12 protein-coding genes are annotated in these 15004 nt (G+C 63.4%); 6 read left to right on the top strand and 6 right to left on the bottom strand.

Translation table 11 applies throughout. The features are described 5' to 3' along the window. The first annotated feature begins 209 nt into the window (after positions 1-209). Positions 210-1823 (top strand): FAD-dependent oxidoreductase, encoded by a 1614-nt coding sequence (locus B0E46_RS11750; protein WP_077555969.1) that lies wholly within the window; start codon positions 210-212, stop codon positions 1821-1823. Between the two features lie 247 nt (positions 1824-2070). On the opposite strand, the gene B0E46_RS11745 is transcribed toward B0E46_RS11750, so the two are convergent. From B0E46_RS11745 to B0E46_RS11735, 3 genes are all read right to left on the bottom strand, one after another. Then, entirely contained in the window at positions 2071-2610 is a 540-nt protein-coding gene (locus B0E46_RS11745; RefSeq protein ID WP_077555968.1) for an RloB domain-containing protein, read from the bottom strand. Next, positions 2607-3824: an ATP-binding protein gene (locus tag B0E46_RS11740; protein WP_077555967.1), complete on the bottom strand. Its 1218-nt coding sequence runs from the start codon at positions 3822-3824 to the stop codon at positions 2607-2609. Before B0E46_RS11740 ends, B0E46_RS11745 begins: the two co-directional genes overlap by 4 nt. 193 nt (positions 3825-4017) lie before the next feature. Further along, a complete protein-coding gene (locus tag B0E46_RS11735) occupies positions 4018-6000 on the bottom strand; it encodes a bifunctional 2',3'-cyclic-nucleotide 2'-phosphodiesterase/3'-nucleotidase (RefSeq protein WP_077555966.1) in 1983 nt (660 codons plus the stop codon). A gap of 228 nt (positions 6001-6228) precedes the next feature. Here B0E46_RS11735 and B0E46_RS11730 point away from each other — a divergent pair, with 228 nt between their 5' ends. Further along, positions 6229-7935: an alkaline phosphatase family protein gene (locus B0E46_RS11730; protein ID WP_254425134.1), complete on the top strand. Its 1707-nt coding sequence runs from the start codon at positions 6229-6231 to the stop codon at positions 7933-7935. 73 nt (positions 7936-8008) lie between these two features. Here the strand turns inward: B0E46_RS11730 and B0E46_RS17365 are convergent, their stop codons facing one another. Then, positions 8009-8188 carry a hypothetical protein gene (locus tag B0E46_RS17365; RefSeq protein WP_139350520.1) on the bottom strand — a complete coding sequence of 60 codons (180 nt, stop codon included), beginning with the start codon at positions 8186-8188 and terminating at the stop codon, positions 8009-8011. Here B0E46_RS17365 and B0E46_RS17990 point away from each other — a divergent pair. The 3 genes from B0E46_RS17990 to B0E46_RS11715 all read left to right on the top strand — a co-directional run bounded on the left by B0E46_RS17990 (position 8187) and on the right by B0E46_RS11715 (position 10362). After that, positions 8187-8465 carry a hypothetical protein gene (locus B0E46_RS17990; RefSeq protein ID WP_254425133.1) on the top strand — a complete coding sequence of 93 codons (279 nt, stop codon included), beginning with the start codon at positions 8187-8189 and terminating at the stop codon, positions 8463-8465. The two genes, B0E46_RS17365 and B0E46_RS17990, sit on opposite strands and share 2 nt — an antisense overlap. Before the next feature lie 117 nt (positions 8466-8582). Further along, positions 8583-9641, top strand: coding sequence for an SPFH domain-containing protein (locus tag B0E46_RS11720; RefSeq protein WP_077555964.1), 1059 nt, complete (start codon positions 8583-8585; stop codon positions 9639-9641). Between the two features lie 55 nt (positions 9642-9696). Further along, complete coding sequence (locus B0E46_RS11715; protein WP_077555963.1) at positions 9697-10362, top strand: hypothetical protein; 666 nt, start codon at positions 9697-9699, stop codon at positions 10360-10362. Between the two features lie 97 nt (positions 10363-10459). On the opposite strand, the gene B0E46_RS17745 is transcribed toward B0E46_RS11715, so the two are convergent. Further along, a complete protein-coding gene (locus B0E46_RS17745) occupies positions 10460-10615 on the bottom strand; it encodes a hypothetical protein (RefSeq protein ID WP_168171193.1) in 156 nt (51 codons plus the stop codon). 293 nt (positions 10616-10908) lie between these two features. Here B0E46_RS17745 and B0E46_RS11710 point away from each other — a divergent pair, with 293 nt between their 5' ends. Beyond that, complete coding sequence (locus B0E46_RS11710; protein WP_077555962.1) at positions 10909-12885, top strand: ferritin-like domain-containing protein; 1977 nt, start codon at positions 10909-10911, stop codon at positions 12883-12885. Between the two features lie 121 nt (positions 12886-13006). On the opposite strand, the gene B0E46_RS11705 is transcribed toward B0E46_RS11710, so the two are convergent. Further along, positions 13007-14983, bottom strand: coding sequence for an alkaline phosphatase family protein (locus B0E46_RS11705; protein ID WP_077555961.1), 1977 nt, complete (start codon positions 14981-14983; stop codon positions 13007-13009). Between the last annotated feature and the right edge of the window lie 21 nt (positions 14984-15004).

Raw genomic sequence — 15004 nt, 5'->3', positions numbered from 1 at the left:
CCATCCAGGACGCGCTCAGCGGCCATAGCATTGCCGCTACGGGACAGCGCCAGGAAGCGCTGCACCTTTGCGACGGCGTCGGATAAGTCGTACTCCTTCCGATGTCGTCGAGAACGCCAGCGACGGTGCGTAGTGCAATGCGTCGCGATCACGTATGGTGCAGAGGCTGGCCTGCGATACCCCAACGATTTCCTTGAGGACACGAAGCGATGGCCGACTCGGTGGACTATCTCGTGGTGGGCGCCGGCCCGGCCGGCTGCGCGGTAGCTGCAAGACTGGCCGAAGCCCGGCCCGGCCTGACCGTCGCGATCCTCGAGACCGGGCCGGAACGCACGCTGTTGCGCTCGAAAGTGCCGCTGGGCATCGCGGCCCTGGTGAGCCTGAAAGGCTCGGCCAATTACGCCTACACCACGACACCGCAGGCGGGGCTGCAGGGGCGTCAGGGCTTCCAGCCGCGCGGCCGCGGCGTCGGTGGTTCGAGCCTGATCAACGCGATGATCTACATGCGCGGCCAGCCGCAGGATTACGACGACTGGGCCGCGTTGGGCTGCCACGGCTGGGGCTGGAACGACGTGCTGCCGTATTTCAAGCGCGGCGAGGACAACGCGCGCGGCGCCTCGGCGCTGCACGGCGTCGGCGGTCCATTGCGGGTCGAGGATCTGCGCGAGAAAAATCCGGCGACCCAGGCCTTTATCGATGCCGCCTTGCAGGCAGGTTGCCCGCGCAATGACGATTTCAATGGCGCCGTGCAGGAAGGCATCGGCGCCTATCAGGTGTTCCAGAAGGCCGGTCGCCGCTTCAACGCCGCCGAGGCCTATCTCGGTGTGGCCGGCGCACGGCCCGCCAACCTGCAAGTGATCGCCAATGCCCAGGTTCGGCGCATCCGCTTCGACGGCAAGCGAGCCACCGGCGTGGTCTATCGCAAGGGCGGGGTCGAGCATTCGCTGGGCGCACGCGGCGAGGTGATTCTTTCAGCCGGTGCGTTCGGCTCGCCGCAACTACTGATGGCCTCGGGCGTGGGTCCGGCCGAACACCTGCGCGGGCACGGCATCGATGTCGTGTCGGATCGCGGGCAGGTCGGGCAAAACCTGCAGGACCACGTCGACTACACCTTGAACGTGCGCGCGAAGGCGCCGGGTCTGTTCGGCATCAGTTTGCCGGTGCTGTACCAGGGCATGATGAGCATGCGCGCGTGGAGTCGCGACGGGCGCGGCATGCTGACCACGAACGTGGCCGAGGCCGGCGGCTTCCTCAGGAGCGATCCGTCGCTCGACCGGCCGGACCTGCAGCTGCACTTCTGCATCGGCATCGTCGACGACCACAACCGCAAGCTGCACCTGGGCTCGGGCTATTCGATCCACGTCTGCGTATTGCGCCCGCACAGCCGCGGCCAGGTTCGCCTGGCCAGCGCCGACATGGGCAAGGCACCGCTGATCGATCCGAATTTCCTCAGCGACCCGCGCGACCTCGACACCCTGGTCGCTGGTACGAAGATCAGCCAGCGCATCATGGCCGCACCCATCCTGGCCAGTTGGAACGGGCGCACGATCTACGGTACGGGACGCGATGACGATGAAACCCTGCGCCAGCTGATCCGCGCCCACGCCGACACGATCTATCACCCGGTCGGCACCTGCCGCATGGGCGACGACGCGGAATCCGTGGTCGATCCCGAATTGCGCGTGCGCGGTGTCGAAGGCCTGCGCGTGGTCGATGCCTCGGTCATGCCGCGCGTGATCAGCGGCAACACCCAGGCGCCTTGCGCGATGATCGGAGAGAAGGCTGCAGACATGATTCTTGCGGTGGGTCGCACCGGCTATTAAGCAAGTATCGTTCGTGCTGTTTTCCCGTTGTGCTGCGCGCTGTCGTATGGTGTGCGCCGGTGTTACGCGCTTGGCCCTTGATTTATTTACCTCCGTCCCTGGGTATCGGTAAGCATGCGGGATGCAACCCGCGACAAGCGAACTCTCTCGCGGAAGCTGTAAGCAGCGGCGGTCGCTGTCGTCGAGGAAGTAAGACAATCATTATTGCCGCGCTGGACAACGTGTTTTGGTAAGGACGCATGGCGATTTACGGTTTCGCAATGCCCATGTGGTTCATCAAGTCAGCAAGTTGCGACACCTGCGCCCTGGCTTTGTCCAACACATCGCGGCTGAGCAGCCTCTCCATCCATTCGGGTTCATGCGCTTCGACACCAGTGTGCGCCTGGAACTTCTGCTTGACGTGTCGGGTATCGCCTTCGGTTTCGGCGCCGAGGATTTGCAGCAGCCACGATTCCAGGCAGGGATCAGCCTCGATCACGCTGATTGGGTGTTTGCCAACGCGGGATTTTCGCGTTCTTGGGCGTAGCTCATCGTTCCAGTCTTGATCTGTATCCAACAGCAGAACTACCTTGTCGTAGGCGCGGTTGTTCTTCGCGCGGCGCAATCCGGTTTCCAATACATGCTTACCGCCTTTGCCTTTCGCGTTGTGTTCCTGTACGGCACGCCCCAGTGCATCGGCATAAGTTCGCTTCACAAAACGGACGAAAGCGATCTCTGCATCGCCTTCACAGACGATGAGCAGGGTTTCCTTGACTGTGCGAGTTTTGGTGGGTAGCAGCGGAGTCATAGTTGCGGCACTGCTCCATAAGCGCCGCTCATGTATTTCGCATACAGATTGTCCTGAACGCGCACGCCATCCATCGTATCCAGGCGCCAAGCTTCACTCTCGCAATCCTTCTTCTCGACAAGAAAGACCTGCGATTTGCCGAGCAGTCCTATCACTTCAATCGAGTGGCTGGTAAAGATGATTTGCGCGTTGTGCGGGTTGGTATGTGGGCTGGCAAACAGATCAAGCAAAGGTTCGATCATGTGCGGGTGCATGTCGCTTTCCAGTTCGTCGATCGCGGCGATGCCTCCATTGGCCAGCACGCTCAACAAATACCAGAGCTGCGTGAATGCCATCCGCGTGCCGCTGGACTCTTCCAACATCTGAAGTTCGTGTCTGGAACCATCCTTCAAGGTGTGGACGCCCATAACCTGATATTGCGACGGTAACTTCGTGCCATCCGGGAGCTTCATGTCCGGTGGCATGGTCATATCCAGTTTCCTGATCTCCACGCCGGACAGGCCGAAATCCAGGTTGTGCAGCAAGGTTTCCATCTGCTTCTTCAACGCGGCATTTTCATGGAAGAAGATAGATGCATTGATGAAACCCAGGTTGGGATCGACTCGGCCAACCTGCATGATGTTGCTGGCGACATTCGCGCCGATCAGGTGCTGCGCGACTTCCACGCCATACTGCGCCGCCGTCGAAATCAGCGAGGCGTTCGGGCGAACCTTTTTCGCCTCGGTAGGGTTGAGGCCAAAGCCATCCTGTTTGATGACGTATTCCCTCGTGGCCTCATCCCAGTCCCGCTCGAACACATAGGAAAACCTCGCACGCTTTTTGTTCGGGCGCTTGTAAATGGCCTCGTGTAGTACGCGCTCTGGCGTGGCCTTCAACACATAGCGCCAAAGAATGCCGTCCAAGTCATCGGCTTCAATCTCGAACTCCACCGGTTCGTTCGGTGCGGAGAAATGCGGCTTGATCGGGATTTGCGCGTTCGGCGCGCTTTGCAGGAACGAGTGATTGATGAACCAACTCAAAAACGCCACGGGCTTGATCAGCGAGGTCTTGCCCGCGCCATTGGCACCGATCACGGCCAAGGCCGTGGCAAGACGCTGGCCGCCCGGCGACGGCGCATCCCAACCGTGCGAACTGGCCTTTTGGGTCAGGGCAAAGGACACCTCGGTTCGTTCCTTGAACGAGAGGAAATTCTTGAGCGCAAAGGAGTGAAGCATGACTGGGCCCGTCGAAACGGCCACCATAGGGCCGTGAAACTCATTTTCAGACAGAATATTGTCTATATTCAAGTTTATGGTCGAAAAGAGGCTGGAACTGGCTGAAGGTCTGCTGGCAGCTAGGTTGCACGCCTGAGCTTGGGGTCCCGCAGGGTCAGGTTCAATTACTGCAATATCCGTTTGATTGGCGGCTTCAATGCGACAGATCGATCATGTAAGTCGCCGTACCATCACCGTGATCCTTGAGCTGGCGGATATCGTCGAGGCCGGCTGCATGCGCCAGCGCCTGCTTGTCGCCGGCGCCCTTGAACACCACCGGGCCACGCGTCTTCAGCCGCGCGAACTTCCACGAAGTCGGTTCGAGATCCTTCGCGCCGATCGTGCGATGCCGCTCCAGCCATTTCGCCAGGATCTCGCGGGTGCCATCCGGTGCGGCCAGCACGATGTTCTTGCCGTCGAGGCCGGGGAAGTTGCCGCCGCCGCTGGCGCGGTAGTTGTTCGTGACGACGATGAAGGGTTCGGCCGGGGTGACCGGCTTGCCGTGAAACGTCAATGAGGTGATGCGCTCGCCGACCGGTTTCGACACGTCGATGACGTAGTGGACGCCGCCCTGGATCTGGTCGAAGTTGAAGCCGGGGTAGTGGTCGTTGATCAGCGCCTGTTCATTGGCGTCGCCCGGGTCGATGCGGTTGAAGCGTTCGGCGGATTTTTCCAGCCAGGCCTTCAGGCCGGCGCCGTCGATCTTCACCGCGGCCAGCGTGTTCGGATAGAAGTACAGGTCCGCAGCACTGCGCAGGGTCATCGGGCCGGCTGCGACGTCGGTGTAGTCGTCGGGGCCGCCGAAGCCGGTGCGGAACGCGGCGGCGGCGGACAGCACCGGCACGTTCGCCAGTTCCGGATGCAACCGCGGCAATTCGCTGCGTACGTAGTCGGCCTGTGCCGCGTTGACCGCAGCCAGCGCGGTCATGTTGCCTTCGTCGGCGAAATAGCTGCTCATGCGCAGCGTGCTCGCGCCGATCGGCGTGTTGACGTAGGCAATCGCCGCTTCATGCGCCTGCTGCACCAGCGGTGCGATCTCGGGATCGGCGGCCATACACTGATCCTTTTGCGGACAGATCGGGCGCACTTCGCTGTGAGTATTGTCGAGGTCGACCACCCAGCGGCCGTTCTGGCGGTTCAGCACCAGCTGGATCACGCCAAGGTCCTTGCCGAAGAAGCCGCCCATCACCGCAGGCACGTTGCGCACGAAACCAAGCCGGGCGTCGACGTCCTTCATGCCTGCGTAGTGCGGGCCGGGGAACTCGGTATGCGAGTGACCGAGCAGCAGCACGTCGATGCCCTTCACGCCGGCCAGGTACCAGCCTGCGTTTTCCATCTGCGCGGTATACGGCGCGGTGTCGAGGCCGCCGTGCAGGATCGCCACGACCAGGTCGGGATGCTGCGCCTCGAGTTGCGGCAGGTATTTCTGCGCGGCCTCGACCACGCCGCTGACGGTGACCTTGCCGGCCAGGTTCTGCTTGTCCCACTGCATGATCGGCGGCGGGGTGAAGCCGATGATGCCGATCTTCAGTGGTACGCGGATCTTGCTGCCGTCCGGCGTATACGCCTCGACGTCCTTGGTCACCACCGCCCATGGCTTGAAGATCGGCTGACCGTCACGCGCGCTGTCGACGTTGGACAGCACCAGCGGGAAATGCGGGCCGGCGCAGTGGTTGGCGTGGCCGCCATCCACGTTCATCGGCGTGCCGGTGACCTGCGACAAAAAGCCGAGTCCGTAGTTGAACTCGTGGTTGCCGGCGGTGCCGCCGTCGTAGCCGAGCGCATCCATCGCCTTGTAGATCGCCAGTTCCTGGTCGCAGCCGACCGGTTTCACCAGCGCCTGGTAATCGGCCAGCACGCTCCCCTGGATGGTGTCGCCGCTGTCGAACAGGAAGGTGTTGGGATACTCGGTGCGGGCGTGGCGGATCAGCGTGGCGGTGCGCTCATAGCCGAGCGAGGGATCGGTCTTGAGCTTGTAGTAGTCGTAGCTCAGCACGTTGGCGTGGATGTCGGTGGTTTCCAGGATCGCCACGTTGGTGCGGGAGCCATCGATCAACAGACCGGGCTTGTGCGCCTGGTTGGCGCAGCCGGCGAGCAGGGCGATGAGGGCGGCGAGGAGGAGCTGACGTGATGACATGGCGGTTCCATGGAGCGTGTGCAGATTCAAACCGATGAAATTAGCAGATCAGGATGACCGGGGCTGCCTGCAGCCCGTGTTGCCGGGAGGCCGGGCTGCATGGTCAGCCTGACGCCGATACCCAACGCCGGTGGAACGGTGTATCGGGCAAGCCGCCCGTTGCCGGTGCAAGACCGTAAGATGGCGCCCTGGTGACACACCGGGTCCTTACAGGGGGACTTTCAACTGATGCGTCGAATCTCTTCGTATGTCACACGCGCCCGTGCGATGTCGCTGGGTGCGCTGGTGCTTTTTGCCGGCTGCCTTGTGCTGACCGCGCTGCGCGAACCCGAGCCGATGCAGCGCGTATTCATCGCGGGCCTGATGCTGTCCACGGTGATCGTGCTGCTGTTCGTGTTCGCGCGGGTGGCCACGGCGCTGGTGGTCGGCGGCGGGTTGTTCGTGGCGCTGCGCTTCATCTCGGAGTTGAAGCAGCGTTATCTCGAATCGCAGCTGATGCCATCGGACTTCATCTATTACGCCAGCACCAGCCTGGTCGATACGCTGAAACATTATCCGCATCTGTACGCGCTGGGCATCGGCATCTGCGTGGTGGTGCCGCCGCTGCTGTACCTGGTATGGCGCTGGGACTGGCGTGTGCTGGTCGGCTTGCGGCGCTGGCCGGCGCTGGGCATGCGCGCGGGCGGCATCGTGCTTGGCGTGTTCGCCTTCTGGTTGTGCATGTTGCCTACGGGCCCGTTCGCACAGGTGCATTCGCGCAATGTGTGGGAGAAGCTGTCCGACGACGCGCAGCTGACCAACTTCTTCGTCAATTTCCGCGACTCCGCGGTGACGATGCCGGCGATGTCGAGCGACGCCGTCGCCGAACAGCAGTGGGGATCGACCGCCGCGGGCGAGCCGGGCGCCGCCCCGCCGTATCCGGACATCGTGCAGGTGCTGGAGGAAAGCACCTTCGATCCGTCCAACTACACCGTGTGCACCGTGCCGGCCTGCCGGCTGGCGATGTTCCAGGCCGATGCGCGCACCCGCGGCACCGGCGTGCTGCGCACGCATACCTTCGGCGGCGGCACCTGGGTCAGCGAGTTCGCCACGCTGACCGGTATGCCGCAGGACATCTTCGGCCCCGGCGGCATGTACGCGCCGTTCGTGCTGGCGCCGCACGTGCATGATGCGCTGGCACTGCAACTGCGCCGGCTCGGCTACCTCACCATCGCGATCTACCCGACCGATGGCGCCTTCATCAACGGCCGCAACGCGTACGCGGCGTACGGCTTCGATCATCTGTACGACGTCAACGAACTCGGCCTGGAAGAGTGGGAGGAGACCGACAAGCAGATGTTCGACGCGGCCAAGCGCGTCTACGACAAGGTCAAGAAGCCGGGCCAGCCGGTGTTCGTGATGATCCTGACGATCAACCAGCACGGCCCGCACGACGATCCGATGTCGACCCTGCCGCTGCCGTTCCAGAACCTGCTGCACGGCCTGAAGGCCACCCCGGCGCTCAACTTCGATACCTACCTGTCGCGCCTGCACGATTCGGATGTGGCGATGAGCGGGCTGGAGCGCGACTTCCTCGACCGCGAACAGCCGACCGTGCTGGTGCATTTCGGCGACCACCAGCCGTCGTTCGACGGATTGATCCGCGGCCTGCAGCGCACGTTGCCGCAACCGCTGCAGCCATACCGCGATTACCTCACCTACTACATGATCAAGAGCAACTTCGCCGGCCCGCCGCTGCCGAGCTACCCGATGCTCGACATCGCCTTCCTGCCCAGCATGGTGCTGCAGGCCGCCGGCCTGCCGAAGGATCCGTACTTTTCCGCGGAGACCGAATTGCGCACGCGCTGCAACGGCCTCTACGACGACTGCGCGATACCTGGCCTGATCGACTCCTACCACGCCTGGACCTTCGGGCGGCTGCATGTGTATCAGTGATCGGCGCACGGTTGCATCGACGGCAGGGAAGCCCGCCTGACACGCAAGTGTCAGGCAGCGGCAGTTTTTGTCGTCATCCGGCTCCGGCCGGATCGAAAGATCGCACGACGGCTTCACGCCTGGATGCAGGCATCTCTTGCCGCAATGGGTATTTACGCGGCACGCGGACGCATTGCTGCTGCAGGGTCTTGCGGATCAGGCCGTCGTCGCGTTCAGGTTCGTGCTGGCAAGTGTCTTGCTTGATGGCTGTCATGAACGACATCACCACCGACATGCCCATGCCCTCCGAAGTCACAGCGAAGAATCAGCAGGCACTCACTGCCGCCAACGATGCAAACCTGGAACAGAAGATGGCCGATCTGGGCCTCTCGAACGACACCAAGCGGTTCCTGCGCAATCTTCGCCACGCCGAAAAACTGCTCAACGATGCCTTCAATACGGCGCGTCAGGGCGGCGAGCTGGAAGAGCGTGTCAGTCAGGTCTATCACGACCTGTACGGCGCGGGTTGCGCGCGGTCAGCTTCGCGCTGAGGGATGTGGCGGTTTTCTCCGCCGGACCGGTTGCTTGAACGATCCCGGCGAACGCCTGCGTGCCAGCGCAAGGCGACTCCAGCCGTGCCGACTCGATGACGATGCGGGTTTCTTCGCATGGCAGGGCGCGCGGCAGGATTTGCCGTCACGCCGGCAACGGCATCTTGTGTCCGGCGGCCTCATCCAAGCATGCTGTCGCGGTTCACGGCCAGCCGAACCAGGTTGCAATCGCCACATCACACCATGCGCCATGGGGATCACATGAAGAATTTGCTACTGGGCGGCAGCGCAGGCCTTGCAGGAGGCCTGCGCACCGGGAAGATCGTTGCTGCCCTTGCTATCGTTGTCTTGCTCCTGAACAGTGTTTTCGTGATCTCGCCCAGTGAGGAAGCCGGCACGCGCTGGCTGGGCGGCACGCCGATGACGACGGCGCCACTTACCACCGGCATGCATTTCAAGGTCCCGTTCTTCGAGAATGTCGACCGCATCCAGACCAGTCGTTCGGTCTATACGCTCAACTCGCTGGACGTCTATACCAATGACAACCAGAAAGTCACCATCGACGTCAGCATCATCTACCAGATTCCCAGCGCGGCCGTGATGAACCTGCTCTACCACGTCGGCCGGGCGGGCAACTTCGATATCGACGGCACGATTCTTCCGGTCGTGCGGGATCGCGCCCTCGCCGCGTTTGCCCAGTACAACACCCTGACCATCTCCGACCAGCGCGCGCAGATTACCCTGCAGATGCGAAAGGACATCAGCGAGGCGCTGCGGCGGCTGTTCAACGTGGATACGATCGACGTACAGCTGACCGGCATCCACTACTCGCCCGTGTTCGATCAGTCGATCGAGGAAGCGGTGCGTGCCAAGAACCTCGCGGTGCAGGCGGAAAACACCGTCGCGCAAAAGAAATTCGAGGGCCAGCAGAAGACCGTGACGGCAGCGGCCGAAGCCCAGGCCGCGGTTGAACGTGCAAATGGCGAGGCCCAGGCCATCGTCCTGCAGGCCGATGCGCAAGCCAAGGCGATCGCCTCCGTGGGCAACGCGCTCAAGTCCAATCCGGACTACGTGCATTTCTACGGCATGCAGCGCTGGAACGGCATCCTGCCCCAGGTCGTGGGAGCGGGATCCATACCGATGATTGATCTGCACGCTGGAGATGCCGCGAAGTAGGCGCGGCGTCAACGTCAGCAGCGCTGGTCCATGCATTGATGGTCCAGCGCTGCTGATGTCGATTCTCCTGCTGAATATGGGGACTATCGCCGTATCCGTCATTCATCAAGGTTTCGCCATTATGCAGAAGATTCGCGTTGCGCGCTTACTTGCAGCCGCTGCTTCAGTGAGCTTTTTTGCGGTCGCTGCAAGTGCAGATGCCGGTGTTCCAATGCTGTTCGTGACCTTTCCTGCCATGGTTGTGGCTCTTGTACCAATCGTCCTATTAGAGACCGTAGTGCTTGCGCGAACTCTTAAGGCGCGAGCCATTCCACTGGCAAAATCCGCGGCGATCGCCAATGTGGTTTCTACAATTATCGGGATTCCCTTGACTTGGGTTGCGTTGGTAATTCTGGAGCTTGTCACGGACGGTGGATCTGCACACGGCTTGGCCACACCTCTGCAGAAATTCCTCGCGGTGACATGGCAGGCGCCATGGCTCATTCCATACGAACGAGAGTTGTATTGGATGGTTCTGGCGGCATCGCTCGTTCTTCTCGTTCCATTTTTTTTCGCGTCATATTTTATCGAAGCACCGATAGTGGCTCGCATTGAACGAAGGTTTCCGGCACCGCAAGTAAGGGCAGCAGTATTTCGCGCCAACGTTGCCAGCTACATAGGCTTGGCGATTTTTAATCTCGTGTGGCTGGCATGGTCAATCGAGCATGCGCCAAGGATGTAACGGACGATTTCTAAAAACGGTCAACTGCAGTTAGAGCGAGGGTGAAACCCAAGCCTTGAACATCCGCTTTTGGCGACCGCCTTAACCGGTCGATGATTCAACTGGCCGAGCTCGCCACTGCTGCAACGGGAGCGTGACTCGTTGCAATGCTCGACACCGGCACCTGTGTCGTGAGCATCGCGCCCAGGGTCAGCAGGCAGATCAGCAGGCAGGCGGTGAACAGGGTCTGCAGCATCAGGGTTTCGAATTTCATGAGGGATCTCCGCGAGTGAAGTCAGGAAGCTTTCACCAGGTATGTAGCAAGGCCCGTGCCAATGCTTCGAATCCACGGCAGGCCGCATTCCCAAGCCATTTCGCTCATCGCTACTCGGCGTAACACATCTGTCCGCGGACGGTGTCGCTGTTGTCCGGACAGGCGCGGACAGCGGACATTTGCCATCGAGCCGCGGCGAACATGGCTCCCAGCCTGAGACATGCCTGCGGTTATCCTGCTCAAGCGGTGTATTTTCAGTCTCTTCTCGAAACTGCCTGTCCGGGGAGCCCGTCATGGCCAGCTACAACCCGATCGATGTGACGCCAAGTCGCGAACAGGCGTTGCATGCGCTGTACGAGGCGGCGGAGCTCGAGCATTGCCTCATGTGCACTTATCTGTATGCCGCCTTCTCGCTGAAGGCGTCGGTGGAGGAAGGCCTGACGGCGGAACAGCTCGATGCCGTGACGCGCTGGCGGCGCACCATCCTGCAGATCGCCACGGAGGAGATGGGGCACCTGGCTTCGGTGTGGAACATCACCGTGGCGCTCGGCGGCGCGCCACGCATCGGGCGATCGAACTTTCCGCTCGATCCCGGCTACCTGCCGGCCGGCGTGGTGGTGAAGCTGGCGCCTTTCAACGCGGCCACGCTGCAGCATTTCATCTACCTGGAACGGCCTGCCGATTCCACCGAGCCGGATGGTGCAGGCTTCGCACCCGAACGCGTCTTCGTGCGCGGTGTCGACGGCCCTCGTCTCACTCCGATGGGACTGGATTACGACACCGTCGGGGTGTTCTACCAGAAGCTGAGCGAAGGTCTGTGCAAACTGGTCGAAGCGCACGGCGAGGCCGCTGCGTTGTGCGGTGACCCTGCGTTGCAGTTGTCCGGCGCCGACGTGTCGCTTCCCGGCGCCAAGCGCGTGATCTGCCTGAAGACCGCGCTGATCGCCTTCAACGCGATCATCACCCAGGGCGAAGGCGCGCAGCAGAACAGCGAGGACTCGCACTACCAGAAATTCGCGCGGATACGCGCCGAATACCAAGCCTTGCTCGCCGCCGATCCGTCCTTCGTGCCGGCGTTTCCCGCAGCCACCAACCCGGTGCTGCGGCGGCCGCCGCGCCCGGAAGGCCGCGTGTGGATCGAGGATGCCCACGCCATCGCGACGGTCGATCTGGCCAACAGCGCCTATGGCCTGATGCAGCGCCTGCTCGCCTATAGCTACGCCGTGCCGACGCCGGATCCGGACAAGATGCTGGCGCTGGACCTGTCGATCGGCCTGATGCACGCCTTGGCGCCGCTGGCCGAGCGCGCCGCGCGACTGCCGGCGGGCCCGTCGAATCCGGCGTGCCATGCGGGGGTGTCGTTCATTACCTTGCGCGACGCCTCGGCGTTGCCGCCCGGCCCGGGTGCGCGTCGCTTTTTCCGCGAGCGGATGCAGCAACTCGCGGGTGCGGCCGCGCGCCTGAACGAAGCCGGCGATGCGCGCACCGCGGCTGCGGCGTCGCTCCTCTCCCGGCTTGCGCAAGACGCGATGCAGGGTTTCGATCTGTCCAGGCCGGCGCCATCGGCCGCGTCTCAGGCGTTGCCTGAAGTCACGCCCGCCACACAAACTGCATCACCGGCATCCGAGCACGATGGCATCGAACAGGTCGAGGGTGAAAAGCTGACCTTGCTGTTCGAATCGAAGCGCTGCATCCATGCGCGCTTCTGCGTGACCGGTGCGCCCACCGTGTTCCTCGCCAACGTGCAAGGCCCGTGGATCCATCCCGACACGATGGATGCGGAGCGGCTGGTGGACATCGCCCATGCCTGTCCCTCCGGTGCGATCCGCTACAAGCGGCGCGATGGCCGTCCCGATGAGGCCGCGCCGCCGGTGAACCTCGCGGCCACGCGTGAGGCCGGCCCGTACGCGTTTCGCGGCGATCTGCATCTGAACGGCGCGCCGGCGGGATATCGCGCCACGCTGTGCCGCTGCGGGGCATCTAAGAACAAGCCGTTCTGCGACGGCTCGCACCATGACGTCCACTTCACCGCCACCGGCGAACCGCCGACGGGAACGTCGACCGATGCGCTGCCCGTGCGCGATGGGCCGCTGCACGTCGAGCCACAGGCCAATGGCCCGTTGAAGGTGCGCGGCAACCTAGAGATCACCAGCGGCACCGGCCGCATGGTGGCGCGGACCACGGGCACGTTCCTGTGCCGCTGCGGCGCCAGCCAGAACAAGCCGTTCTGCGATGGCAGTCACGCCAGGATAGGATTCGTGGCGCAGTGATGTTGCACACGAGCGGTACGTCGTGTGCTCGATGACCGTCATCGGCGGGCTATTGCTTGCGCGAAGTTCGGCCATGTCCTTTTTTGGCGGATGCAACCGATCGCTGCGGTTCGATCCGCGCTCAATGCCGCTCCGGCCCCGCCTGGTCGAAGTAGGTCCAGCTCTTGCCGTCGGTGCTGAGCTGCTTGAGCTTCACGGCGAAGTCGAAGTGGGTGGTGTTCAGCGGGCTGCCGTCGATGCGTTGCATGGACAACCCCGTGGCCGGCTGTTTCGGCTGCAACACGGCCGCTTTCACCCGATAGCCGGACAGCGGGCGCATCAAGGCGCCGGTCAGTGCCTCGTGCAGTGCGCGACCCTGCGCCTTCGGCAGCGACAGTCCGAGCAGGGCGGCGATGGTGGGGGCGACGTCGACATTGCCGCTGGGTAGCGGATCGTGGAAGCCCTGCTGGAAGCCGGGGCCGGCGGCGAGCAGGGTGTTGTGCACATCGATCGGGCTGAAGCTGCCGTGCTCGCCGCGCTCGTTCGCCTGGCTGGCGTATTCGGTGCCGCGGAAACCCTGGATCACCGCGTCGGCATCCCAGGCGTAGCTGATGATGATGTCCGGCCCGCGCGCGGCGTTTTCCAGATGCACGCTTTCCGCCGGCAAGGTGCCGGGGATGTCGCCGTAGCGTTTCGCCACGAAGATCGCGCCGATGTATTCGCGCGACTGCAGGAAGCGCACCGTGCGCCTGACCAGGGCCGCGTCGTGTCCGGGCAGGTAGAGGTATTCGGTGCCGCCGTTGGAGGCGATCACCAGCGCGTTCTTCGGCAGGGTCTGCGGCACAAGGTAGCTGGGCGTGGTGTACGCGCCGGGCTTGCCGCACAGGCGGCCGTCATCGTCGTAGCGGGTCGGCTGCAACGGGCTGCCGTCGGCGCGCAGTCCGCTCATCACCGGCACGTACATGCAGCCGCTGCCGTCGAATGCGCTGAAGCCGGCCTGTGCGAGCTGGTCGGCCAGGCGGATGCCGCCGGAGACGGAATAGCCCCAGTCGTTGTCGATGCCGGCGACGCGGCCATCGTTGATCTGGCGCAGCGGAAACAGGTCGCGCGGGCCGGCGATGTTGCTGTGGCCGTGGTCGGACACCACGATGATGTCCGTGTCCTGCGCCATGCCGAGTTGCTGCAGCCGGGCCTCCAACTGGCCGAGCAGCTCGTCCTGCGCGCGCAGCGCCAGATGGAATTCCGGCGAGCCGACGCCGTACAGATGCTGGGTGGTGTCCGGGTTGCGCAGCCACACCACGCTGAGATCGGGCCGGTGCTTCGGCAGGATCACGTCGAGGTACACCTTCATCATCCAGGCATTGGCCGGTGCCGGCGTGGTCTCCGCGGCGGCGGTGGCATCGGCGGTGACGCCATCCTTCAGCGTCACCATCTTGCCCTGCTCGGTGGGCGAGTCGTTGTCCTCGCGCAGGCTGAGCTGGCGGGCCGGATAGGTGTTGGCGGCATGCGCGGGCAACGGATAACCGGCCTGCTGCAGTTCCTTGGCGAAGGCCAGCGGCAGCGCGGTGTTCTCGTCGAGGATCACGCCGCCTTGCCTGTAGTCCTGCAGGAACGCGGGGCCGGACTTGCCGACCGCGGCCGTGGTCAGGCCGGCCTTCTGCGCGGCGGCGAACAGCGTGGGCAGTTCCAGCAGCTCGTGCTCGAAGTGTGCATCCAGATCGCGCAGCACCGCATAGTCTTCGGTGTAGATCGGGTCGCGGAAATCCGCAGCCGCACCCTTGGCGTTGAGACCGCTGGCGCCCGGTGCCCAGAAGCGGTTGCCATAGAAACCGAGCGGGCCGGGGAAGGCGCCGGTGGCGAAGCTCGATGCGTTCGCCATGGTGAAGGTGGGATAGGTCGAATGGTTGTCATCGAAGCGGCTGCCACGCTGTGCCAGCGCCAGCAGGTTCGGCGTGTCCTCGGCGCTGAGCGCATCCGGCCGCATGCCGTCCCACACGAACAGGATCACCCGGTGCGGCCTCGACCCCGTGCTGGCGGAGGCCGCCTGCGTGCCAGGCAGCGCGGACAGCAGGGCAAGGGCAAGCAGGAAGGGCGACAGGCGGCGGAACGCAGTGCTCATGAGGCAACCCGGATGGCGGTG

The organism is Rhodanobacter sp. B04, assembly GCF_002001125.1.
Lineage (GTDB): Bacteria > Pseudomonadota > Gammaproteobacteria > Xanthomonadales > Rhodanobacteraceae > Rhodanobacter.
This window is presented reverse-complemented; position numbering and strand designations above follow the sequence as displayed.

Coding starts and splice junctions, on each gene's coding strand:
- B0E46_RS11750 (WP_077555969.1), top strand. CDS start 210: ATGGCCGACTCGGTGGACTATCTCGTGGTGGGCGCCGGCCCGGCCGGC.
- B0E46_RS11745 (WP_077555968.1), bottom strand. CDS start 2,610: ATGACTCCGCTGCTACCCACCAAAACTCGCACAGTCAAGGAAACCCTG.
- B0E46_RS11740 (WP_077555967.1), bottom strand. CDS start 3,824: ATGCTTCACTCCTTTGCGCTCAAGAATTTCCTCTCGTTCAAGGAACGA.
- B0E46_RS11735 (WP_077555966.1), bottom strand. CDS start 6,000: ATGTCATCACGTCAGCTCCTCCTCGCCGCCCTCATCGCCCTGCTCGCC.
- B0E46_RS11730 (WP_254425134.1), top strand. CDS start 6,229: ATGCGTCGAATCTCTTCGTATGTCACACGCGCCCGTGCGATGTCGCTG.
- B0E46_RS17990 (WP_254425133.1), top strand. CDS start 8,187: ATGAACGACATCACCACCGACATGCCCATGCCCTCCGAAGTCACAGCG.
- B0E46_RS17365 (WP_139350520.1), bottom strand. CDS start 8,188: ATGACAGCCATCAAGCAAGACACTTGCCAGCACGAACCTGAACGCGAC.
- B0E46_RS11720 (WP_077555964.1), top strand. CDS start 8,583: ATGGCAGGGCGCGCGGCAGGATTTGCCGTCACGCCGGCAACGGCATCT.
- B0E46_RS11715 (WP_077555963.1), top strand. CDS start 9,697: ATGTCGATTCTCCTGCTGAATATGGGGACTATCGCCGTATCCGTCATT.
- B0E46_RS17745 (WP_168171193.1), bottom strand. CDS start 10,615: ATGAAATTCGAAACCCTGATGCTGCAGACCCTGTTCACCGCCTGCCTG.
- B0E46_RS11710 (WP_077555962.1), top strand. CDS start 10,909: ATGGCCAGCTACAACCCGATCGATGTGACGCCAAGTCGCGAACAGGCG.
- B0E46_RS11705 (WP_077555961.1), bottom strand. CDS start 14,983: ATGAGCACTGCGTTCCGCCGCCTGTCGCCCTTCCTGCTTGCCCTTGCC.